This is a genomic window from Bosea sp. Tri-49 (genome assembly GCF_003952665.1).
Lineage (GTDB): Bacteria > Pseudomonadota > Alphaproteobacteria > Rhizobiales > Beijerinckiaceae > Allobosea.
On record NZ_CP017946.1, the window covers coordinates 1,885,096 to 1,907,220 of the forward strand.

The following is a 22,125-nucleotide window of genomic DNA, read 5'->3' on the forward strand; positions in this document are numbered from 1 at the left end:
AGCCCCTCACATGTAGAGGCCACGGCCACAGCGACGCACGCGCCGGTGTTCGTAGTATCCGGTATAGCGGTTGAACACCCGCACCGTCTTGTAGAGGCAGTACTTGCCGTCGTTGCGACCATCGTAATAGGTCCGGCCGGTGTCGAGGTCGACGCCGAGGAACTCGTCCTTGCCCTTCTTGCCCTGGGCGAAGGCCGGAGCCGCCGCGAGGCTGAGAGCAGCGAACCCTGCTGCGGCGATGGCGATCTTGAGCATGGCATTTCTCCTGTCTTGCGGCGGAAATATGTCCAGCACCGCGTGCGGGGCCTTGGAGCGATCAGTACGGTTTTCGCGCGCCTCTACGAGAATATCCATGGTGAACGGCCAGATCGGCAGGCAGATCACCGCAATTCCTCCTGAATCCATAGCAGATTGGAACGCAGTTTTGCTACCCGCCGCCTGACGCAATCTGGCCACGATTGCGCCGAGAGCCTGGAACGATGCTCCGACGCCGGGCCAGCTAGAAATGAGCGAGATAGCCGCCATCGACCGGCAGGGTGACACCGGTGATGAACGAAGCCTCGGGCGAACAGAGGAACACGACCGCGCCCACCAGCTCCTTCGGCACACCCCAGCGTCCAAGCGAGGTGCGATGCGACAGCCGTTCGGCGATGGCTTTGTCCGCGACCAGCGCCGCATTGGCCTCGGTCGCGAAGAAGCCCGGCGCAACGGCGTTGACGGTAATCGCGCGGTGCCCAAGTTCTGCGGCGAGCGCCCTGGTCAGCGCATCCAGCCCGCCCTTGGTCGCGATATAGCCGGGGTCGCCGGCGCGGGCGATCTGCCCGGCGATCGAGGTGATGTTCACGATCCGGCCGCCATCGGGCATATGCGGCGCAAGCTGCCGCACCAGATCGAACGGCGCGATCAGGTTGACCTCCAGCAGTGCCCGGAAGGCGGCGCGATCGAGCTGATCGAGTGGCCGGCGGTCGCGCGCGCCGGCATTGTTGACCAGGAAATCGATGCTGCCTCTGCTCTCGACCAGTTCATGGCAGGCTGCAGCGGTCGAAGCCTCGTCCGCCAAGTCCGCGACGAGCACGGAAACGCCGGCCCCGACAACTTCCAGAGCGCGCTTTGCTTCCTTGAGCTCCGCCGGCTTTCGTCCGTGCAGCACGACATGGGCGCCATTCTCGGCAAGGCCGCGGGCGATTTCGAGCCCGAGGCCCTTGCCGGCGCCCGTCACCAGGGCCGTCTTACCTGCCAGCTTCATCACAGTCCTCGGCGGGATAGAAGTCGCGGACTGCCCTCCTACCCTTAAGGCACATCGACACGCCAGCCGTAAGGATCGCGGCCGGCCTGGGTATGGAGCATGGTGATCTCCCGGTAGAGCTTGGCGGTGACCGGCCCGGTCTTGCCATCGGCGACTTTGACCGTCTTGCCACGGTAGGTCAGCGCCCCGATCGGCGAGACGACGGCCGCCGTGCCGATCCCCCACATCTCCGAGACGGAGCCGTCCTCGATGCCGGCGATGAGGTCATCGATCGCGATGTCGCACTCGCTCACCCGCTCGCCCCAGTGGCGCAGCAGGTCGAGCGCCGTGTAGCGGGTGACGCCGGGCAGGATCGAGTCGCTCAATGGCGGCGTGACGATCTCGCCCCCGATCCTCATCATGACGTTCATGGTGCCGACTTCCTCGATGAAGCGGCGATGCGTCGAATCGAGCCACAGCACCTGGGTGTGGCCCTGCGCCTTCGCCTCCTCCGAGGCCAGCAGGCTGGCGCCGTAATTGGCGGCCGCCTTGGCCGCCCCGATGCCACCGCGCGCCGCCCGCACATAGGTGTCGGAGACCAGGATCTTCACCGGATCGGCGCCTTCCGCATAGTAGGCGCCAACCGGCGAGAGGAAAATCATGAAGGTGTATTGCTTGGCCGGACGAACGGCCATGAAACCTTCCGTTCCGATCATGGTTTCGCGGATGTAGAGCGCCTGGCCGGGCCGTTGCGGAACCCAGTCGCGGTCGAGCCCGACGAGCGCGACCATCGCATCGAGCACGTCCTGCGGATCGACGGCGGGCATGCACAGGCGGGCCGTCGACTTGTTGATGCGCTCGATATGCGCATGCGGCCGGAACAGGCGGACGACGCCGTCCTCGCAGCGATAGGCCTTGTGGCCGTCGAAGATCGACTGGCCGTACTGGATTGCCGAGCAGCAGGGATGGATCGGGATCGGGCCGAAGGGCACGATGCGCCGATCGTGCCACCCCCTCGCCTCATTAAAATCCATGAGGAACATATGGTCGGTGAAGTAGGTGCCGAACGTGCCGGCGACATCCTCGGGGATGGGCTTGGGCGCGGTCGTCCTGGTGATCGCAAGCGTCATGATCGTCTGTCCGTGTGCTGCGGAAGGCGGTTCGGAAGCGGGCTCAAGCCCGCGCTGGGGCCGCGTCCGCCGTCGCCGGCGTCGTTCGCAACAAGGTGAGGGCTGCGATGCTGATCACGGTCGCGATCATCACGTAGATCGCCGGGGCGAGCTTCGAGCCGGTCGAGGCGATCAGCCAGGTCGAGATGAACGGGGCGAAGCCGCCGAAGATCGTGACCGCGAAGTTGTAGGCGATCGAGAAGCCGGAGGAGCGGACCTCGACCGGGAACATCTCGCCCATGAGAGAAGGCGCCGGCCCGGTATAGATCCCGACCAGCGCGCCCATGACGAGCTGGACGAGGATGAGGCGCTCCAGCGAAGGCGCAGCCGTCAGATAGGCGAAGGCGAAATAGGCGGAGGCCGCGATGGCGGCAGCCGCCAGGATCATCGGCGGGCGACGGCCAACCTTGTCGGAGAGCGTACCGGACAGATAGGCGAAGACACAGACGGCGACGAGGCCGAGCGCATTGGCGAGCAGCGACTGCGCCGGCAGCAGTCCGAGCTCGCGCATCGAGAAGGTCGGCATATAGATCAGCAGGCAGTAGGTGCAGACCGTCCAGGCGATGGTCACACCGAAGCCGGCGGCGATCTTGCCGCCATGCAGCGAGACCACATCCCTGATCGGCTGCTGCGACGGGTTTTCGCGCTTGGCGAAGGTCTCGCCTTCCTTGACGTTGGCGCGCAGATACAGGCCAATCGGGACGATCAGCAAGCCGATCAGGAACGGGATGCGCCAGCCCCAGGCGATCATCTGCTCCTGGGTCAGCATCGCGGCGAAGGCGGCGCTGACGAGCGAGCCGAGCAGCAGCGAGCCGGCCTGGCTAACCTGCTGCAGGCTGCCAATGCGGCCGCGCTGGCTCTCGCCGGCATGTTCGAGCAGGAAGGCGGTCGCGCTGCCGAGCTCGCCGCCGCCGGAGAAGCCCTGCAGCAGCCGGCCGACGACGATCAGGAGCGGCGCAGCGACACCGATCGTCTCATAGGAAGGTGCCAGCGCGATGATGCCGGTGCCGAGCGCCATCAGGCTGATCGTCAGTGTCAGCCCGGCCTTGCGGCCGGCCCGGTCGGCATAGCCACCGAGCACGATCGCACCGACCGGACGCATGAAGAAGCCGACGCCGAAGGTCGCGACCGTGAGCAGGAGCGAGGTCAACGCATCGCCAGTCGGGAAGAAGACCTTGGCGATGTAGATCGCGAGGAAGCCATAGACGGCAAAATCGTAATACTCGAAAACCGTTCCGGCGACGGCAGCGCCGATGGCCGCTCCCTTGCTCTGCTTGCTCTGCCCCGATCCGTTCGACATGCCGCTACCCTCTTGTCGGTTCTTGGAATTGTTGGATTGGTCGCCGGTCAGGGCGTGACGTCGCGCCCGAGATGGCCGAGGCAGTCGCCCGGCTTCACCTTGGCGAAGGTGCGGATGCAGAGCGCCAGGCCGCCTTCCTTGAAATGCACCTTCAGCGGATCATTCCACGGCGTCGACGGATCATGGATCAGGCCGGCGAGACCGCCAGCAGGTACTTCGTCGCCGAGCCGGAAGGCCGGCTCGAAGATCCCGGCCACCGGCGAGAAGGCGAAGAGACCGGGCGAAGCAATGTCGAGCTGGCGGATTTTCGCCGGCGGCGTCGCCACGGTCTGACGCGGCAAGACACCGATATGACGGAGGACGCCGAGAACGCCGTGCTCGGCGACCAACTTGCCATCGAGATTGACGGTGGAGCCGCCGCCGAACTCGCCAGTGAGGAAATGGCAGCCATTCCGGTCGGCGACGTTGCCGAAGACACGGTCCTCGCCGTCGAGTGCCGTCAGGCTGTCGAAATAGGCGACGCGCGGCGGCGCGAAGGCCTCGACCAGGCTGGCAATCGCAGCCTTCTTCTGCGGATCCTCCCAGCTCGGCGCGAACAGGGTCGACAGGTATTGCAGCGAGGAGCCGCCGGCATGCATGTCGATGGCGTAATCGGTCATCGGCAACAGCACGGTCGAGACGTAGTGGGCGATGACCTGCGTCGGCGAGCCGTCGCGGCTGCCGGGGAAGGACCGGTTCAGGTTGATCTGGTCGAGCGGCGAGACGCGCGTGGCCGCCAGATAGGCCGGATGGTTGACCGACGGGACGATGATGATCCGGCCGGAGAGATCGAGCTCTTCGAGACGTCGCATCAGGTCATAGAGGAAGAGCGGGCCCTCATACTCGTCGCCATGGACGCCGCCGGTGAGCAGCACGGTCGGTCCAGTGCCGCGCTTGGCGACCGCCACCGGGATCGGGATATGGCCATAGGCGGAATCATGGACTGAGTGCGGCATCCGCAGATAGCCGCGATGGACGCCCTCCTCGTCGAACGGGATCGACGAGGAAATCAACGACTTCCGGCTCATTGCATTCCCCCGATTGATTATCCTTGCCGCACGCGCTGAACGCGGCGTCGTTGCGGAAAAGCCTCGGCCTTTCGGCGCGCAACAACAACGGCCATGAACGAGATTGACTTCACGATTGAGCAATATTCTTTTTGATATTGATCGATCTCGGAAGAAAAATTGCCGAACCCGGCAACTTCGGATTCGGCAGACGCCTTGCTGAAAGACTCGGTCACATGTCCCGCTTCAGACAGCCCGTCACGCTCGATGCGCTCGACCTGAAAATCGTCGAGGCGCTGAAGCGCGATGCGCGCATTTCGAACATCCGGCTGGCGGAACAGATCGGCCTATCGCCGGCGCCTTGCCTGCGCCGCGTCAAAGAGCTGGAGCGAACCGGGGTGATCGTCGGCTATGAGGCGCGCCTCGATCGGACGCTGCTCGGCCTGAGCGTCATGGCGTTCTCGGAGATCCAGCTGAAATCGACCGCCGCGCAGGCGATGGACGATTTCGAGAAGGCGGCCGCGACCATTCCGGAGGTCGCCCGCTGCTACATCACCTCGGGCGGCTGGGATTACATGCTGGAAATCTACACCGAAAGCCTCGCCGCCTTCGAGCAGCTCAGCAACCGCCACCTCACCCAGCTGCCGGGCGTCAAGCGCGTCAGGTCACGCTTCGCCTTGAGGGAATTGGCCCAGGGCAGGTAATTCCGCCCTGCCCCGAGAGTCCATCGCGGCGCGCGGCCAGGCTGACGCCGGCAGACATCATCGCGGGCTGAACGCGGCGTAGCGCATGATTTTGACGTCCTGCTGGACGAAGGTGCCGCGGTTGCCGCGCCGGAACTCGTGCCACGCGGGATCGGCGTCGAGCTTCGCCCGGCGCTCCTCGCGATCGGCGAGGCTGTCATAGACCCAGATATAGAGGACCTCGTTGAGCCGCCCGATCTCGCTGACAAAGATTCCGAGCAAACGCCCGAGATATTTCTGCTGGAGCGGCAACCCCTGCTGCCGATAGCGCTCGAGATACTCGTCGGTCCGTCCGTGTTCGACGACATACGTCCGGTGCTCGATGATCATGACGGCGGTAACCCTGCTCAGGCGGATGGATCGGGGGGTGTCAGGACGGCGCCGGTCGCGAAGAAGGCGTCGAGATTGGCGATGACCAGCTCTTCCATGGCGCGCCGTGTCTCATGCGTGCTCGCGGCGATGTGCGGCAGCAGGACCACCCTGTCGCTGGCGAGGAGCTCTGCCGGCACATTCGGCTCGTCGGCATAGACATCGAGGCCCGCACCGGCGATGCGGCCCGCCGCCAAGGCGTCGGTCAGAGCCACTTCGTCGACGACGCTGCCGCGGGCGACATTGATCAGGAAACCGCCCGGCCCGAGCGCCTCCAAGACAGGGGTCGAGACGAGATGCCGCGTCGCCGGGCCGCCGCTGCAGGACAGAACGAGGATATCGGCCCAGCGCGCCAGCTCGACGAGGTCGGGGGCGAAGCCATAAGGCACATCGGCCTGCCGGCGCCGACCGAAATAGCGGATGTCCATGCGAAATCCTGCGGCGCGGCGCGCGATCTCGCGACCGATCTTGCCGAGCCCGACGATGCCGAGGCGCTTGCCCGTGGCCTGTGTCGCCAGCGGAAAGGCACCTGCCTTCCACCGCCCTTCGCGCACGAACCGGTCGGCGTTCACAAGTTGCCGCGTGGTTGCCAGGATCAATCCGAGCGCCGCATCGGCAACGCAATCATTGAGGACATCCGGCGTAATCGCGACCTGAACGCCGAACCGGGCGGCCGCCTCCAGATCGAGTTTTTCGGTGCCGACGCCGAACGACGCGACCACTCCGCCGGGAATCGCCGCAAACAGCTCGGCGGTGCAGGCATGACGCGCCATGGTCACCGCCCCCGCGAAAGCCCCATGATGGCTGGCGATAAAGCCGGGCGGATCGGCCTCCTGCCAGAGTGGGTGCACGGCGAAGCGCTCGCGCGCCGCTTTGGTCAGCCCCGGCGGCAGCGGGCCGATTTCGAGAAGGCGGGGTGTTGGACTGGGCATGGTGTGTCGCGCCTCGACATCGGAAAAGCGTCCGCTGCGCACCGGCACGGGCAGTCAGTGCCCTGCCCTCGGCGTGCCGCGGCGAAAGCGGCCTCAGGCGCGCAGCAGAGCGAGATACCGCTCTGCGATTCGCTGCCCGAGTTCGGTCAACTCGGCGGCCGCGCGTGCCTCGGTTTCGGCAGAGAGCGCCGCGGTCGGTATCGTGCGGGCGAGACTGCCGACGACGCGCGAGCCGTCGGGCGGCAGGATCGGCACCGCGACGCCACTGAGATAGGGCGTGATGCGGCCATGGCTGGTGGCGTAGCCGGCGCGCCGGATCGTCGCCATGGCGCGGCGGAACTGGTCCCAGCTATCGCCAAGCCCGGCCGAAGCGATCTCGGCGGGGCTGCGCAAATAGATCTCACGGATGCGATGAGCCGAGAGATAGGGCAGCAAGGCCAGCGAGGCAGCGCCCTGAAACAGCGGGAAAGGCAGCCCGCGAGCCCGGCGGATGATGACGCGCTTGCCGTCATGCTCCAGCGCGTCCGGCCCTTCCTTGAAGATGCAGAGCACCTTGTCGCCATAGAGGCTGTGCAGCAGCAGCGCGCTGTTGTCGCAAGGCTGCCCGTGCAGCACCTCCTGCCCCGCCCGGTAGAGCGGATCGGTGAGCGCGACCAGCCGCTCCAGCTCGATGATGCGCGCGCCCAGGCCATAGCTGCCGTTCGAGGCCGGGCTGAGCAGGCCGACATCGCTGAGCTCCTTCAGGTAGCGATAGGCGGTCGAGCGGCTGCAGCCGAGCTGGGCGATGATCTCCTCGACCGCCACCAGCGGTGTCGACAACGAGAACATGTCGAGCACGCTCAAGGCCCGGCCGAGGCTGCTCAGCAGCGACTCGCCCTCCTTCGCGGCGCCATCGCCAGGTTCGGCGACATCCTCGATCGTCTCGACCAGGAAGGCCTCGTTCGACACATCCCGCCTCTTCACTTCAAATCCCATAATACGAGATCAATTCTCTCATTTGAGAGCTAGCAGAGCTCTTTCGCTTTGCCAAGCGAAACGAAACCCGCGCTTTTCCAAAGCGTTATGAGCGAAACTCACGTTTATCTTAAAAAATCTCATAATACGGGATCATTGACGAAGCGCTTATTGTAGGACAGCATCCCGGCCAACCGAGAAGGATGGACGGGGTGGAGATCGCCTTTCTGACGCCGGTGATGCCAGAGGTGCGCGCGGCGATCGCCGCCTGCGCCCATGCGGATCAGCATCTGCATTTCGCGGACAGCGAGGCGCGCCAGGAGCAGCTCGCATTAGTGCGGACTGCCGAGGCCATCGTCTCGGCCGGCTCGCCGGTCGACGCTGGCCTGATCGCCGGCAGCGAGAAGGTCCGGCTGATCCAGAAATGGGGCATCGGCGTCGACAAGATCGATCTCGACGCCGCACGAGCGCGCGGCATTCCGGTTGCGATCACCGCCGGCGCCAGCGCGGGCCCGGTAGCGGAGCATGCGCTCGCCCTGATGCTCGCGGTCTATCGCCGCCTGCCGCTTGCCGATCGCCAAATACGGGCCGGCATCTGGCAGCCGGGGCAATTGCGCGTCGTCTGCCGGCAGATTACCGGCAAGACGGTGGGGCTGCTCGGCTTCGGCAATATCGCGCGCCTGCTGGCGCACCGGCTGCGCGGCTTCGATGCCGAGATCCTCTATCATGACGTCCGGCGCGCCGACGCCGTGACCGAGCGCGGGTTCGGCGCCCGCTATGTGCCCTTCGACACGCTGCTCGAACAGAGCGACATCCTCAGCCTGCATCTGCCGCTGACCGAGCAGAGCCGCGGGATCATGAATGCGGCTGCGTTCGCGCGGATGCGCCAAGGTGCGGTGCTGATCAACACCGCCCGTGGCGGCCTGATCGACGAAGCCGCGCTCCACGAGGCGCTGCTGAGCGGGCGGCTCGCCGGCGCCGGGCTCGACACCTTCGCGACCGAACCGGTCGCGGCCGATCACCCGCTGCTCGCGCTCGACCAGGTGGTGGTGACGCCCCATTCGGCCGGCAGCGTCTTCGACAACATCCCCAATATCGCCGGGCATGTGCTCGACAACATCGCCCGCTTCGCGCGCGGCGAGCCGCTTTCGCCCGCCGACATCATCGTTCCGGCCGGGCTTCCTCCAGCTTCCGCAGGCGCCTTTCCATGACCAAGCCCTTGACTGGCCGCGTGCCGCCTGAAGCCATCCGGCGGACCGGATTGCCGCGCCTGTCGCCCGATCTGCTGCAGCGCTATGGCGCGCTCTCCGACCTGACCAGCGCGGTCTCCGATGCGATGGACAATCTCGGCTTGTTCGGCGCGATCCCGGCCTCGACGCTGGCGCCGACGCTGGCGAACGGCCGCGTCGTCGGCCAGGCCGTCACCGTGCGCAATGTCGAGCGGCCGCAGAGCGCGACCGCCGCCGCCGCGAGCCGGGTCGGCAAGATGGGCGAGCACGAGGCTTACAATCAGGCCGAGCCCGGCGACGTCGTGGTGATCGAGGGCCTGACCGGACTGTCGAACATGGGCGGCCAGTCGGCCGCCGTCGCCCATCGCGCCGGCTGTGTCGGCGCCGTCATCGACGGCTCGTTCCGCGATCCCGATTCGTCGCGCGAGCGCCATTTCCCGATCTGGTCGCGCGGCGTCACGCCGATCACCGGCAAATGGCGGCTGGAAACGGTCGAGATCAACGGCCGCGTCCGCATTGCCGGGGTCTCGGTCGACGCTGGTGACCTCGTGGCCGCGGACGAGGCCGGTATCGTCTTCGTGCCCTTTGCCGATGCGGAAGCCGTGCTGCGCGAGGCCGAGAAGATCGACGCCGGCGACAACCGGCAGAAGAGCGACATCGCCGCCGGCATCGACCTGAAGACGCTCGCCGCGACCAAGTACAAATGAGGCCGACCATGAACGTGGAAGACGACGTCGAGATCCGTTGCGTCGTGCAGAGCGCCGACATCCTCGGCGAGACGCCGCGCTGGTGCGAGCGGACGAACCGGCTGTGGTGGGTTGATGTGCGCCGGCCCGCGCTGCAATTCTATGACCCGGCCACCGATAAGCACGAGGCCCGCCGGCTGCAGGCCGACCTGATGATCGGCTCGATCGCGCCGCGTGAGGCCGGCGGTTTCGTCATGGGCACCAATAGCGGCATCTATGTCTACGATCCCGCGACGAGCGAGCCGCCCAGGCGGATCGCCGATCCGGTCGGCGACGTCCCCGGTATGCGGCTCAATGACGGGCGCTGCGATCCACGCGGACGCTTCTGGGTCGGCAGCATGCACGACCACAACCGCGTTCCGGTCGGCGTACTCTACCGGCTCGATGCCGACCATGGCTGCCGGGCGATGCATGACGGCTTCGTGCTGCCGAACTCGATCGCCTGGAGCCCGGATGGCGGCACGATGTACTTCGCCGATACGCACAACCAGACGAGCTTCGCCTTCGACTACGATCTGGACGCAGGCACGATCAGCAACCGGCGCGTCTTCGCCGACTGGACGCACCAGCTCGGCCGGCCCGACGGCGCGACCGTCGACGTGGAAGGCTATCTTTGGACCTGCATGGTTGCGACCGGCCATCTCGTGCGCCAGGCGCCGGACGGCAGCGTCGACCGGATCATCCAGCTGCCGGTGACCAATCCGACCTGCCCGGTCTTCGGCGGCAAGGACCTCGCCACGCTCTACATCACCAGCCACTCGCAGCGCCTGGCGCCGGAGACGCTCGCGGTCGAGCCGCTCGCTGGCGCCCTGCTGGCGCTCGATGTCGGCGTACGCGGCCTGCCCGAGCCGCGCTTCGCCGGCTGAAGCAAAAAATACAATCTGGGAGGACGAACCATGCATCGGATCATCAAGGCCGTCGCGCTCGCCGCAATCCTGGCGACGCCGGCCAAGGCGGCCGAAACCATCAAGTTGCTTGTCCCGTTCGCGGCCGGCGGGCCGACCGACCTGTTCGCGCGGATCATCGCCCCCGATCTCGGCAAGGAGCTCGGCGGCACCGTTATCGTCGAGAACCGCGGCGGGGCCGGTGGCACGATCGGCACCGCCGCAGCGACCCGCGAGAAGGCGGACGGGCACACCCTCCTGCTGACCACCTCAGCGCTGGTGCTGAGCGCCGGCACGATGGCTAGCGTGCCCTACGATCCACAGAAGGACATCGAGCCGGTCTATCTGCTCGGCGAGGTGCAGACGATGATCGCGGTGCGCCCCTCGCTCGGCGTCAACGATCTCAAGGGCCTGGTCGAGAAGGCTAAGGGCACCAAGCTGAACTACGGCTCGACCGGCAGCGGCGGCACCATGCATCTCGGCGCCGAGCTCCTCGCCAAATCGGCCAAGGTCGCGATGGAGCAGATCGCCTATCGCGGCGCCGCGCCGGCGCTGACCGACCTGATCGCCGGCTCGGTCGACCTCGTCAATGCCGACGTCCCTATCCTGCGCCAATACGTCAAGGACGGCCGGCTCAAGGGCCTTGTCATCTTCGACACCAAGCGCTCGACCCTGCTGCCCGAGATCCCGAGCGCGACCGAGGCCGGCATGCCGGACCTGATGCTGACCAACTGGTACGGCGTGCTGATCCCGAAGGGCGCTTCTCCGGCGCAGAAGCAGAAGATCGCCGAGGCCATCGCCAAGGTGGTCAAGCAGCCGCAGATCGCGGCCAAGCTCGCCGATAACGGGCTGACCGATCCGCAGGACACCGCCGCCTTCAAAGCGCGGCTCGACGCCGATTTCGCGCGCTGGCTGCCCTGGCTGAAGGCGAACGGCATCCGCGCCGAGTGAGGCGTAGGCCTGCCCGGCGCCCGAGTTTTCGACATCGAGACACAATGACATGAGCAGCAAAGCGCCCGGGCGCATCGCCGGCAGCAAGGATCTCTGGTCCGGCCTGATCTTCATCGGCTTTGGCCTGCTGGCGATGGCGCTGGCCCGCGGCTATGCGATGGGCCATGCCGGGCGCATGGGGCCCGGCTATTTCCCGACCGCGCTGGGCGGCGTGCTCGCCGTCATCGGCCTCGTCCTGGTCGTCCAGGCGTTCCTGTCGTCGGGTGAGGCGGTGACGGGCCTCGCCTGGCGCAAGGCTGCGCTCGTCCTCGTCGCCAGCGGCCTGTTCGGCGTCACCGTCGAGGGGCTTGGCCTCGCGGCCTCGACCGTGCTGCTGGTGATGATCTCGGGCCTGGCCAGCGAGCAATTCCGGCTCTGGCCCTTCCTTGCGCTGGCGATCGGCCTCTCTGCCTTCAGCGTGCTCACCTTCGTCACGCTGCTCGGGCTGCCGATCCCGGCCTTCGGCCCCTGGCTCGGCTTCTGAGGCGGCGCCATGGAGCTCTTCGACAATCTCGCGCTCGGCTTCTCGACCGCCTTCACCCTGACCAACCTGTTCTATTGCCTGATCGGCACGATCCTCGGCACCGCCGTCGGTGTGCTGCCGGGGCTGGGGCCGCTCGCGACCATCGCGATGTTACTCCCGACGACCTTCGCGCTGCCGCCGGTGACCTCGCTGATCATGCTGTCCGGCATCTATTACGGTGCCCAATATGGCGGCTCGACCACGGCGATCCTGGTCAATCTGCCCGGCGAATCCTCCTCGATCGTCACGGCGCTCGACGGCTACGCGATGGCCCGCAATGGCGAGGCCGGCAAGGCGCTGGCGACGGCGGCGCTCGGCTCCTTCTTCGCCGGCTGCGCTGCGACGCTGCTATTGGCGCTGTTCGCTCCTCCACTCGCTGTCGTGGCGTTGACCTTCGGCCCGGCCGAATACTTCTCGCTGATGGTGCTCGGCCTCGTCGCCTCGGTGGTGCTGGCCAATGGCTCGGTGCTGAAGGCGGTCGGCATGATCCTGCTCGGCCTGCTGCTCGGGCTGATCGGCCTCGACGTCAATTCCGGCATCCCGCGCTTCACCTTCGGCATGCCGCAGCTTTATGACGGCGTGAACTTCGTCGTGGTGGCGATGGGCGTCTTCGGCCTCGGCGAGATCGTCCACAATCTCGAACAGGGCGAGGCGCGCTCGATCATCTCGCGCAAGATCGGCGGGCTGATGCCGACGCGGGCGGATCTCAAGCGCATCGTCGCGCCGGTGCTGCGCGGCACTTTCCTCGGCTCGGCGCTCGGCATCCTGCCGGGCGGCGGCGCCATGCTCGCCTCCTTCGCCGCCTATGCGCTGGAGAAGAAGGTCTCGCCCAACCGCGCGCAATTCGGCAAGGGCGCGATCGAGGGCGTGGCGGCGCCGGAAGCGGCCAACAATGCCGGCGCACAGACCTCCTTCGTGCCGATGCTGACGCTCGGCATCCCTTCGAACCCGGTGATGGCGCTGATGGTCGGCGCCATGGTGATCCAGGGCATCCAGCCGGGTCCGGCTGTGCTGACCGAGCAGCCCGCCCTGTTCTGGGGCATCGTCGCCTCGATGTGGATCGGCAACGTCTTCCTGGTCCTGCTCAACCTGCCGCTGATCGGCCTGTGGGCGCGCATGATCATGGTGCCTTACTACTATCTCTTCCCGACCATCCTGGTGTTCTGCGCCATCGGCGTGTTCAGCCTGAGCAACAGCAGCTTCGACATCCTGCTGATGGTCGGCTTCGGGCTGTTCGGCTACCTCTGCGCCAAACTCGGCATGGAGCCGGCGCCGATGCTGCTCGGCTTCATCATCGGCCCGATGATGGAGGAATATCTCAGGCGGGCCCTGCTGCTCTCGCGCAGCGATCCAATGGTTTTCCTGCAGCGGCCGATCAGTGCGACCATGCTGGCGCTCGCCGCCCTGCTCCTCGTCCTCGTGCTGCTGCCCTCGCTGCAGAAGAAGCGCGCCGAAGCCTTCCAGGAGTGACCATGGATATCACCGACCTGCCACGCAATCGCGTCAAGGAACGGCTGACGCGCGAAGAGATCGCAGCGACCATGGCGGTGCGGCTGGTGCGCGGCGTCGAGATCGCGCGCATCGCTGCCACCGCCGGGCTCGACTCGATCTATGTCGATCTCGAGCATGCGATGTTCGGCGTCGAGACGACCGGGCAGATCTGCCTCGCGGCGCTCGAGATGGGCATCACGCCGCTGGTACGATTGCCGGCGAACCAATCCGAGCACATCGCCCGCGCCTTCGAGGGCGGCGCGATGGGCATCATCGCCCCGCATGTCCGCTCGGCCGAGGAGGCACGGGCGATCGTCGATGCCGCCAAGTTCGCGCCGCTGGGCTCGCGCGGCGTCGCCAGCCTGTCGCCGCTGACCCGCTTCCGCAGCTATCCGAACGCCGAGGCGATGGCCTTCGTCAACGCGCTGACGATGGTGATCGTGATGATCGAGTCAGGCGATGGCGTCGCTGGGGTCGAAGAGATCGTCGCGGTCGAGGGCGTCGATGTCGCCTTCATTGGCGCGGTCGATCTTGCCGCAGATCTCGGCAATCCCGGCGAGTTCGACCATCCGCGCCTGCATGCGGCGATCTCGAAGGTGATTGCGGCCTGTCGGCGCGCCGGCAAGCATGCCGGGCTCGGCGGGCTCGCAGCACGTCCCGACCTGATGAAGACCTATGCCGCGATGGGCGCCCGCTTCGTCTCGATCGGGGCTGATCTCAACTTCCTGCTCGGTGCCGCCCAGCAGCGGGCGCGGGCGGCGCACAGCCTGCTCGACTAGCAGCCGCAGCGAGGCGTCGCGGCGGAGATTCCACCGGCATGGCTCCCGCTCAGCCGCCAGCGATGCCCTGCGTGTTGACGTAGAGCGAGTAGACGCCGCGGCCGGTGACCATGAAGAGCCGGTTCCGTTTAGTCCCGCCGAAACAGAGATTGGCCGCCCGCTCCGGCAGGGCGATGCGGCCGATGCGCTTGCCTTCGGGCGACAGCACCAGCACGCCGTCCATGCCTTCCTTGACCGCGCCATAGGCGCACCAGAGATTGCCGTCGACATCGCAGCGGATGCCGTCGGGCGCCTCGCCCTCCCCGCAGGTGAAGAAGATCGAGCCTTTGGCGAGTTTCGTTCCGCCATCGACCACGTCGTAGACGCGGATGCTGACCGGCTTCGAGAAAGAGTCGACAACATAGAGCTTCTTCTCGCCCGGCGAGAAGCAGAGGCCGTTGGGTGCGGTGACATCGCTGGCGACGACGCTCGCCTTGCCCGAAGGATCGAGCCTGTAGACGTTGTTGGGCAGCTCAGGCGTCGCCTTGTCACCGGAATAGTGGCCGGAGATGCCGAAGGGCGGATCGGTGAACCAGATCGCGCCATCCGAGGCGACGACGACGTCGTTGGGCGAGTTCAGCTTCTTGCCGTCATGGCTGTCGATCAGCACGGTGACGCTGCCGTCGTGCTCGGTGCGGGTGACGCGCCGCCCGTGCTCGGCGGCGATCAGCCGGCCCTGCCGGTCCCGCGTCAGCCCATTGGCGTAGTTCGCCGGCCGCCGGAAGATGCTGACCGCGCCGGTCTCTTCCTCCCATTTCAGGATGCGGTTGTTGGGGATGTCGGTCCAGAGCAGGAAGCGCCCGTCGCCAAACCAGATCGGGCCTTCGGTGTAGCGGGTCTCGCCGGTCGCGATGCGCTCCACCGCTGCGAAGAAGACCATGTACTTGGAAAAGCTCGGATCGAGCGCCTGTACCGCCGGATCCGGATAGCGTGGGCTCTGCTGCCACTCGGCACCGGCCGCCTGCACCCATCCATTCGCTGCGATTACGCCGGAACCGGCCAGCAGATGCCGTCGCGAGATGTCCATGGCCTTCATCCTCCCGTCGAGTCGTTGCGTTTCCAACAATCTTACACGCTCTTTGTCGCGTTTTCTGCTTTACTATGATATCAATATCGCTGATACAGCAATAGTGAACGTCATTGTTAGCGCAATGAGCAGCTTTCACAGGGGGGAACACCGGGGAGTTTCGCTCGCGGCGCGGCAGCGCCGGCGACGACGCCTTGCGGGAGAACGTCATGACGAGAATGCTGGCCAGCCGCCGACGTGACCTGGACGTGGAAATGCCGGACGAGTCCGCCGGGCAGATTAGCGGCGCAGCGGTCGATCTGGTCGCCGAAGAAGCGCGCTGGCGGCGCGAAACCTTCGCGCCGGATGCGGCCCGGGCCGAACGGCGGCGCAATTTCGTCACCGATTGCGGCCTCGAGGTGAAGCCGCTCTACACTCCGGCCGACCTCGACGCGATCGGCTTCGACCATGCCGCCGATCTCGGCTTCCCCGGCGAATTCCCCTTCACCCGCGGCGATCGCGGCGCGATGAACCGGGGCGAGCCCTTCGTCGTCTCGGCCTATTCCGGCTTCGGTGAGGCTGAGCGCTGCAACCAGCGCTTCCGCACCCTGATCGACTGGGGCGCCGAGCAGATCCTCGTCGCCTTGGACCTGCCGACCCAGTGCGGCTACGATTCAGACCACGCCATGGCGACGGCCGAGGTCGGCCAGGTCGGCGTAGCGATCAGCTCGCTCGCCGATATGGAGCGGCTCTTCGACGGCATCCCGCTCGACAGCATCAAGCGCGTCGGCACGCTCGGCAATTCGATCGGCCCGATCGTATTGGCGCTGTTCGCGGCGCTCGGCGAGAAGCAGGGCATTCCCTGGGCGAACTACGTCGTCAACCTGCAGAACGACCCGCTCAAGGAATACATCGCCCGCGGCACCCAGATCCTGCCGGCGGAACCGGCGGCCAAGCTCGCCTGCGACGCGGTCGAATGGTGCATCGACAATGCGCCGAACTGGTCGCCGATGACGGTCTGCGTCAACCACATCAATGCCGGCGGCGCCGGCTCGAGCCTCGGCACCGCGATCGCGCTCGCCAACGCCCATTACTATCTCGACGATCTCCTGGCGCGCGGCCATTCGATCGACGAGGTCGCGCCGCTGCTGCACATGTTCGCCGACGAGCGGCACGACTTCTTCGTCAGCGTCGCCAATCTGCGTGCCCTGCGGCGGATCTGGGCGCGGCGCATGCGCGAGCGCTACGGCGCGACCCTGCCGGCTGCGATGGCTCTGCGCCTCACCGTCTACGGCCATGGCCAGGAGTCGCTGCAGGAGCCGCTCAACAACATCTCGCGCATCGCCTTCGGCACGCTTGCCTATGTGCTGGGCGGCGCTTCTTACGTCTACATCGCCTCCTATGACGAGGCGGTCTCGACGCCCGGCGAGCAGTCACTGAAAGTGGCGCTGCGGACCCAGCAGGTGATCGCCAGCGAGCACGGCTTCGCCGACACCGTCGATCCACTCGGCGGCTCCTATTATGTCGAGAGCCTGACCCATGGCGTCGAGCGTCAGATCCTCGATGCGCTCGGCATGATCGAGGAGAAGGGCGGCGCCCTCGCCGTCATTCGCGACGGCATTGGCCGGCGCCTGATGACCGAGGGCGCGGTGCGCCGGCAGAAGGCGATCGACAGCGGCCAGCGGCCCTGGGTCACGGTCAACCAGCGGCCGCAGAAGCCCGATGTCGCCAACACCGCCTTCCGCATCGATCCGGGCGCCGCGGTCGACCAGGTGGCGCGGCTGCAGCGCGTGCGCGCCGAACGCGACGAAGCCCGCGTCAGCACCGCGCTGGCGGCGGTGCGCGAGGCGACGGCGTCCGGCGCCAATGTCACGCCTTCCGTGCTCGAAGCGGTGCGCGCCTATGCCACCGTCGGCGAGATCGTCGAGATCTGGCGCGACATCTTCGGCCATTTCTCACCCTCGACTGAATTCTGAGCCGATGACGCTGTCGAACCGCAAGATCCGCGTCCTGATGGCGAAGGTCGGCCTGGACGGCCACGATGTCGGCGCGCGGGTCGTCGCCCGCGGCCTGCTCGAAGCCGGCATGGAGGTGATCTACACCGGGCTGCGCCGCACGCCCGAACAGGTCGCGCGTGCCGCCGTAGAGGAGGACGTCGACTGGATCGGGATCAGCATCCTCTCCGGCGCCCACCTGACTCTGTTGCCGCGCCTGCGCCGCCTGCTCGACGAGAATGGGGCGGAGGACATCCGCATCATGGCCGGCGGCATCATCCCGCAGGAAGACATCCCCGAACTCAGCAAGGCGGGCGTCTCGCGCGTCTTCCTATCGGGCACCGCGATCGCCGAGATCGTCGACTATCTGATGGCCGAGACCGTCCATGACTGAGCCTTGCGCACCGCCCACCCTCCCCGAGCTGATGCGCCGGGCAGCGCAGCGCTTTGCCGAGCGTATCGCGCTGATCGCCGGCGAGCGGCGCTGGTCCTTCCGCGAATTCGACGCGATCGCGACTACCCTCGCCGGCAATCTCGCGCAGCGTCTGCCGGCCGGGGCGCGGGTCGGGCTCTTCATGGCCAACCGGCCGGAATATCTGATGCTGCAGAGCGCGATCGAGCGCGCCGGGCTGGTGCGCGTGCCGCTCAACGCAAGGCTGACCAGCGTCGAGGCCGCGGCGATCCTCGCCGATTGCGATGCGGCTGCCGTCTTCCACGATGCGGAAACCGCAGCCCTCCTGCCGGCTGGGCAGTCGCTCTGGCTTTGCGCGGTCGATGGCGGCCCGGCCAGCGGCGGCCCCGACTTCGCCAAGTTGCTCCAGCCCGCGACCACCTTGGCGGATCGCCTGTCGGCACCGGACGATCTCGCCTCGATCAACTACACCTCGGGCAGCTCGGGTCGGCCGAAGGGCGTGATGCTGGAACACCGCCACTGGCTGGCGGTGACCCGCAACATGCTGCTCGACCGCGACATGCGCCGGGACGACGTCGTCGCCCATATCGGCCCGCTCACCCATGCCAGCGGCACCTATTTCGCGCCCTGGTTCCTGCGCGGCGCAACCAGCGTGCTCATCTCCGGCGTCGATACCCTGCTCGATGCGATCCCGGCGCTCGGCATCACCGCCTTCACCTGCGTGCCGACGGTGCTGACGCGCATCGTCAACCACCCGCACATCGACAAGATCGACACCTCATCGCTGCGCTTCATCGGCTATGGCGCCGAGCCGATCCCACGCAACACGCTGGAAAAGGCGCTCGATCGCTTCGGGCCGATCCTGACCCAAAATTACGGGCTGACCGAAGCGATGATGACCTGCGTCTTCCTGCCGCCGGAAGACCATTTCGACACGGACGGCGCGCCGCGGATCGGCTGCATCGGCCGGCCCTACAGTTTCGTCGAGATCGTCGCCCGTGCACCCGACGGAACGCCCGTGCCGGACGGCGAGATCGGTGAGCTCACCGTGCGCGCCGACCATGTCATGCGCGGCTATTGGGGCATGCTGGAGGAAACGGCGAAGGTGCTGCGCGACGGCTGGCTCTGGTCGGGCGATCTCTGCCGGGTCAGCGAGGACGGGCTGGTGACGCTGACCGGGCGCAGCAAGGACATGCTGATCAGCGGCGGCTTCAACATCTATCCGCAGGAGGTCGAGGCGGTATTGACCAGCCTCGCTGATGTCGCCGAGGCCGCGGTGCTCGGCATGCCCGATCCTGATTGGGGCGAGGTTGCCATCGCCTTCGTCGCGCCGGTGCCGGGTGTAGAGTTGTCGGCGGAGGAGGTGCGCGCCGGCTGCCGCGCCATCCTCGGCTTCAAGACGCCGAAACGCATTTTGATCGAAGAGACGCTGCCGAAAAACGCCAATGGCAAGGTCGACAAGAAGCTGCTGCGCCAGCGCCTCGCCGAACCGGAGCGCGAGAACGATCATGTCTGACGGCAACGACGTCATCGTCACCGCCTTCGCGCGCACCCCGTTCGGCCGCTTCGGCGGCGCCCTCGCCGACATCTTCGCACCACGCCTCGCCGCCATCGCCATCGATGCGGTGCTCGACCGGACCGAGCTCGAGCCAATGTCAATCGAAGCACTCTATATGGGCGTCGGCATGATCGCCTCGGCCGCCTTCACCCCTGCGCGGCAGGCGGTGCTGCTGTCGCGGCTGCGGCAGGAGACGCCTTCGCTCGCCATCGACCGCGCCTGCTGCTCCGGCATGAGCGCGATCGGCCTCGGCTGGCGCGACATCCGCCTCGGCTTCGCCGATGCCGTGATCTGCGGCGGGGTCGACAATCTCAGCCAGACGCCGCTGCTCTGGCCGCGCCGGCGTAACAAGCCGCTCGGCGCCGTCACGGCCGAGGATCCGCTGCTGTTGCGCTCGCCGACGGTCGACGCTGCGATCGCGGCCTATACCTCGCGCGAAGCACTCAGCCACGGCATCGACCGCGCAGCGCAGGACGACTGGGCAGCCGGCAGCCATGAGCGCTATTTCGCAGCGGAAGCCTCCGGCTATTTCGAGGCCGAACGCATCCCGCTCGACCTGCCCGGCAAGAGCGGCAATGAGCGCATCGCCTCGGATGAATCCCCGCGCCGCGACAGCTCGCGCGAGAAGCTCGCGACCTTGCGGACGGTCTATGACAGCGAGACCATCACCGCCGGTAACGCCCCCGGGCTGAATGACGGAGCCGCCTTCCTGCTGCTGGTCTCGCGCCGGCTTGCCGACGCGCGCGGTTTGCCGATCCTCGCCGAGATCACCCATTACGGCCAGGTTGCGGACGGGCCGACCTCGGGCTCCTATACGCCGGCGATCAGCATTGCCCGGCTGCTCGCCAAGGCCGAGCGCCCGGTCACCGATCTCGACCTGATCGAGATCAACGAGGCCTTCGCCGCGACGCCGCTGGTCAGCACGCTGCGCCTCGCCGATGGCGATGTTGGAGCGGCTGAGAAATTGCGCGCCCGGACCAATCGCCATGGCGGCGCCGTGGCGCTCGGCCATCCGCTCGGCGCGAGCGGCGCGAGACTCGCCATGACGCTGGTCAACGGCCTGACGCGGCGCGGCGGCGGGCGCGGCGCCGCCGCCATCTGCGGCGGCTACGGCCAGGGCGACGCCCTGCTGATCGAGGTCGGTGCATGAGCGGCGCAGGAGCGCTCGACGGCCGGACGGTCCGCCGGCTGTCGCGTGCGATCAGCACGGTCGAGGATCGTGCTGATGGCTACGAGGAGGTCCTCTCGGGTGCCTACCGAGCTCCGGCGAAGGCTAGTGTAATCGGCGTGACCGGTCCGCCAGGCGCCGGCAAGTCGACCCTGGTCGACGCGCTGACCGCCCATTGGGCCGGTGCCGGCGAGCGCATCGCGGTGCTCGCGGTCGATCCGTCCAGCCCGTTCTCCGGCGGCGCCGTGCTCGGCGATCGCGTCCGCATGGACCGCAGCTCCGACCTGCCCGGCGTCTATCTGCGCAGCATCTCGGCGCGCGGCGAAGGCGGCGGCCTCAGCGCGGCGGTCTGCGATATCGTCGCGCTGCTCGACGAGGCCGGGTTCGACCGCGTCATGATCGAGACGGTCGGCGCTGGCCAGGCCGACATCGCCGTGGCGGACGCCGCCGACTGCACGCTCGTCGTCTTCGTGCCGGGCCTGGGCGACGACATCCAGGCGGCCAAGGCCGGGCTGATGGAGGTCGGCGACGTCTACGCCGTCAACAAGGGCGACCTGCCCGGCGCCAAGGCGACCGCCGCCGAGATCAACGGCGCGATCGGCGTGGCCTATGCCGGCGCGCCCGGCATCAACCTGGCCAACCCGGCCGTGACGACGGCACAGCCGAACTGCTCGCCCGGCCGCCTCGCCGTGCTGCGGCGCCATGGCGATCCGGCCAGTGACGGCACGCTCTGGCGCCCTCCCGTTCAATTGGTCAGCGCTCGCAGCGGCGAGGGTGTCCCCGATCTCGCTGAGGCGGTCGACGCCTTCCTTGGCTGGTGCAGCGAAAGCGGACGACTCGCGCAGCGCCGGCACAGTCGTATCCGGGCGCAGATGCTGCGGACCCTCGGCTCGGCGCTGATCGAGCCCTATCTGCGAGGCGCCGGGCACGCCGCGGAGGCGCTTGCCGGCAGCATCGAGCGCGTCCTCGCCAGCGATACGAGCCCAACCGAGGCAGTGGCCGAGCTAGTCAGGGGCGCATCGTGCTGATCAGCGCGTCTTGGTCGTCTTCTTCGGCGCCGGTTCGACCTTCGCGACCTGCTCGCGGGCGGATTTGCTCGGACGCATCACCGAAGGCTTCGGCATAAACTTGAAGGCCCGCTTGTGCACCTCGAGGATGGTGCGGGTGTTGACGCGCACGATGCCCTCGACCTGCGACAGCCGGTTGGTGACGAAGTCGACGAGCTCGGTGTTGTCGGAGAAGGTCGCGCCGGCGAAGATGTCGAAGCCGCCGGTGGTGATGTAGACGAAATACATCTCCGGGATCGCAGACAATTCGCGCGCGGCCTGCCTGATCCGGCGTGTCTCGACCTCGATCTCCATCATCACCCAGACCGAATGGCCGAGTTGCAGCGGGTTGGAGAGGGCGACGAACTCGATCACCCCGGACTCGACCAGACGCGCCATGCGGTTGCGGATGGTCGACTCGGGGATTTCGAGCGCCTCGGCGATGGACTTGGCGGGAGCGCGGGCATCCTTGTGCAGGAGGTTGATGATGCCGACGTCGATTTCGTCCAGAGCCGCCACCCG

General features: G+C 67.1%; 24 protein-coding genes. 13 read left to right on the forward strand and 11 right to left on the reverse strand.

Going from position 1 to position 22,125, the window contains the following annotated elements:
• Positions 1-6: 6 nt before the first annotated feature.
• The 6 genes from BLM15_RS09350 to BLM15_RS09375 all read right to left on the reverse strand — a co-directional run bounded on the left by BLM15_RS09350 (position 7) and on the right by BLM15_RS09375 (position 4,976).
• Positions 7-255, reverse strand: coding sequence for a hypothetical protein (locus BLM15_RS09350; RefSeq protein WP_092157061.1), 249 nt, complete (start codon positions 253-255; stop codon positions 7-9).
• A 244-nt stretch (positions 256-499) separates the two neighbouring features.
• Positions 500-1,246 carry an SDR family oxidoreductase gene (locus BLM15_RS09355; protein WP_126112483.1) on the reverse strand — a complete coding sequence of 249 codons (747 nt, stop codon included), beginning with the start codon at positions 1,244-1,246 and terminating at the stop codon, positions 500-502.
• 44 nt (positions 1,247-1,290) lie between these two features.
• Positions 1,291-2,355, reverse strand: a complete 1,065-nt coding sequence (locus BLM15_RS09360) for a branched-chain amino acid aminotransferase (RefSeq protein WP_126112485.1) — start codon at positions 2,353-2,355, stop codon at positions 1,291-1,293.
• 43 nt (positions 2,356-2,398) lie between these two features.
• Positions 2,399-3,694: an MFS transporter gene (locus BLM15_RS09365; RefSeq protein WP_126112487.1), complete on the reverse strand. Its 1,296-nt coding sequence runs from the start codon at positions 3,692-3,694 to the stop codon at positions 2,399-2,401.
• Between the two features lie 47 nt (positions 3,695-3,741).
• The gene (locus BLM15_RS09370) at positions 3,742-4,761 is read right to left on the reverse strand and encodes a succinylglutamate desuccinylase/aspartoacylase family protein (protein ID WP_126112489.1); all 1,020 of its coding nucleotides are present in this window, start codon (positions 4,759-4,761) and stop codon (positions 3,742-3,744) included.
• A gap of 17 nt (positions 4,762-4,778) precedes the next feature.
• Positions 4,779-4,976, reverse strand: a complete 198-nt coding sequence (locus BLM15_RS09375) for a hypothetical protein (protein WP_126112491.1) — start codon at positions 4,974-4,976, stop codon at positions 4,779-4,781.
• On the opposite strand from BLM15_RS09375, the gene BLM15_RS09380 reads away from it, so the two are divergent.
• A complete protein-coding gene (locus BLM15_RS09380; protein ID WP_126112493.1) occupies positions 4,977-5,444 on the forward strand; it encodes an Lrp/AsnC family transcriptional regulator in 468 nt (155 codons plus the stop codon). It abuts the gene before it with no gap.
• Between the two features lie 57 nt (positions 5,445-5,501).
• On the opposite strand, the gene BLM15_RS09385 is transcribed toward BLM15_RS09380, so the two are convergent.
• From BLM15_RS09385 to BLM15_RS09395, 3 genes are all read right to left on the reverse strand, one after another.
• The gene (locus BLM15_RS09385; protein ID WP_126112495.1) at positions 5,502-5,813 is read right to left on the reverse strand and encodes an NIPSNAP family protein; all 312 of its coding nucleotides are present in this window, start codon (positions 5,811-5,813) and stop codon (positions 5,502-5,504) included.
• Positions 5,814-5,830: 17 nt separating this feature from the next.
• Positions 5,831-6,784: a 2-hydroxyacid dehydrogenase gene (locus BLM15_RS09390; protein ID WP_126112497.1), complete on the reverse strand. Its 954-nt coding sequence runs from the start codon at positions 6,782-6,784 to the stop codon at positions 5,831-5,833.
• Positions 6,785-6,877: 93 nt separating this feature from the next.
• Complete coding sequence (locus tag BLM15_RS09395; RefSeq protein WP_164547456.1) at positions 6,878-7,732, reverse strand: IclR family transcriptional regulator; 855 nt, start codon at positions 7,730-7,732, stop codon at positions 6,878-6,880.
• Between the two features lie 218 nt (positions 7,733-7,950).
• Between BLM15_RS09395 and BLM15_RS09400 the strand changes: the two genes are divergently transcribed.
• Genes BLM15_RS09400 through BLM15_RS09430 form a run of 7 tightly spaced genes read left to right on the forward strand, consistent with a single transcriptional unit; the run spans position 7,951 to position 14,380 of the window.
• The gene (locus BLM15_RS09400) at positions 7,951-8,949 is read left to right on the forward strand and encodes a 2-hydroxyacid dehydrogenase (RefSeq protein ID WP_164547457.1); all 999 of its coding nucleotides are present in this window, start codon (positions 7,951-7,953) and stop codon (positions 8,947-8,949) included.
• Positions 8,946-9,674, forward strand: coding sequence for an RraA family protein (locus tag BLM15_RS09405; protein WP_126112501.1), 729 nt, complete (start codon positions 8,946-8,948; stop codon positions 9,672-9,674). Before BLM15_RS09400 ends, BLM15_RS09405 begins: the two co-directional genes overlap by 4 nt.
• Before the next feature lie 8 nt (positions 9,675-9,682).
• Positions 9,683-10,579, forward strand: a complete 897-nt coding sequence (locus BLM15_RS09410; protein ID WP_126112502.1) for an SMP-30/gluconolactonase/LRE family protein — start codon at positions 9,683-9,685, stop codon at positions 10,577-10,579.
• A gap of 30 nt (positions 10,580-10,609) precedes the next feature.
• Entirely contained in the window at positions 10,610-11,548 is a 939-nt protein-coding gene (locus tag BLM15_RS09415) for a Bug family tripartite tricarboxylate transporter substrate binding protein (protein ID WP_126112503.1), read from the forward strand.
• 49 nt (positions 11,549-11,597) lie between these two features.
• Positions 11,598-12,071, forward strand: a complete 474-nt coding sequence (locus BLM15_RS09420; RefSeq protein WP_126112504.1) for a tripartite tricarboxylate transporter TctB family protein — start codon at positions 11,598-11,600, stop codon at positions 12,069-12,071.
• Between the two features lie 9 nt (positions 12,072-12,080).
• On the forward strand, positions 12,081-13,580 hold the full coding sequence (locus BLM15_RS09425) for a tripartite tricarboxylate transporter permease (RefSeq protein WP_126112505.1): 1,500 nt from the start codon (positions 12,081-12,083) through the stop codon (positions 13,578-13,580).
• Positions 13,581-13,582: 2 nt separating this feature from the next.
• Complete coding sequence (locus BLM15_RS09430; protein WP_126112506.1) at positions 13,583-14,380, forward strand: HpcH/HpaI aldolase family protein; 798 nt, start codon at positions 13,583-13,585, stop codon at positions 14,378-14,380.
• Between the two features lie 49 nt (positions 14,381-14,429).
• Here the strand turns inward: BLM15_RS09430 and BLM15_RS09435 are convergent, their stop codons facing one another.
• Entirely contained in the window at positions 14,430-15,446 is a 1,017-nt protein-coding gene (locus tag BLM15_RS09435; RefSeq protein ID WP_126112507.1) for an SMP-30/gluconolactonase/LRE family protein, read from the reverse strand.
• Positions 15,447-15,655: 209 nt separating this feature from the next.
• On the opposite strand from BLM15_RS09435, the gene BLM15_RS09440 reads away from it, so the two are divergent.
• From BLM15_RS09440 to meaB, 5 genes are read left to right on the forward strand one after another with little or no spacing between them, the layout of a single operon-like run.
• Positions 15,656-17,401 (forward strand): methylmalonyl-CoA mutase family protein, encoded by a 1,746-nt coding sequence (locus BLM15_RS09440; protein WP_126112508.1) that lies wholly within the window; start codon positions 15,656-15,658, stop codon positions 17,399-17,401.
• A 4-nt stretch (positions 17,402-17,405) separates the two neighbouring features.
• Entirely contained in the window at positions 17,406-17,813 is a 408-nt protein-coding gene (locus BLM15_RS09445) for a cobalamin B12-binding domain-containing protein (protein ID WP_126112509.1), read from the forward strand.
• Positions 17,806-19,347, forward strand: a complete 1,542-nt coding sequence (locus BLM15_RS09450; RefSeq protein ID WP_126112510.1) for a class I adenylate-forming enzyme family protein — start codon at positions 17,806-17,808, stop codon at positions 19,345-19,347. The genes BLM15_RS09445 and BLM15_RS09450 overlap by 8 nt, the downstream gene beginning before the upstream one ends.
• Complete coding sequence (locus BLM15_RS09455; RefSeq protein ID WP_164547458.1) at positions 19,340-20,539, forward strand: thiolase family protein; 1,200 nt, start codon at positions 19,340-19,342, stop codon at positions 20,537-20,539. The genes BLM15_RS09450 and BLM15_RS09455 overlap by 8 nt, the downstream gene beginning before the upstream one ends.
• Positions 20,536-21,585 carry a methylmalonyl Co-A mutase-associated GTPase MeaB gene (gene meaB, locus BLM15_RS09460; protein ID WP_126112512.1) on the forward strand — a complete coding sequence of 350 codons (1,050 nt, stop codon included), beginning with the start codon at positions 20,536-20,538 and terminating at the stop codon, positions 21,583-21,585. The genes BLM15_RS09455 and meaB overlap by 4 nt, the downstream gene beginning before the upstream one ends.
• Here meaB and BLM15_RS09465 read toward each other — a convergent pair whose 3' ends face one another.
• Positions 21,586-22,122, reverse strand: a complete 537-nt coding sequence (locus BLM15_RS09465; protein ID WP_126112513.1) for an Lrp/AsnC family transcriptional regulator — start codon at positions 22,120-22,122, stop codon at positions 21,586-21,588. It abuts the gene before it with no gap.
• Between the last annotated feature and the right edge of the window lie 3 nt (positions 22,123-22,125).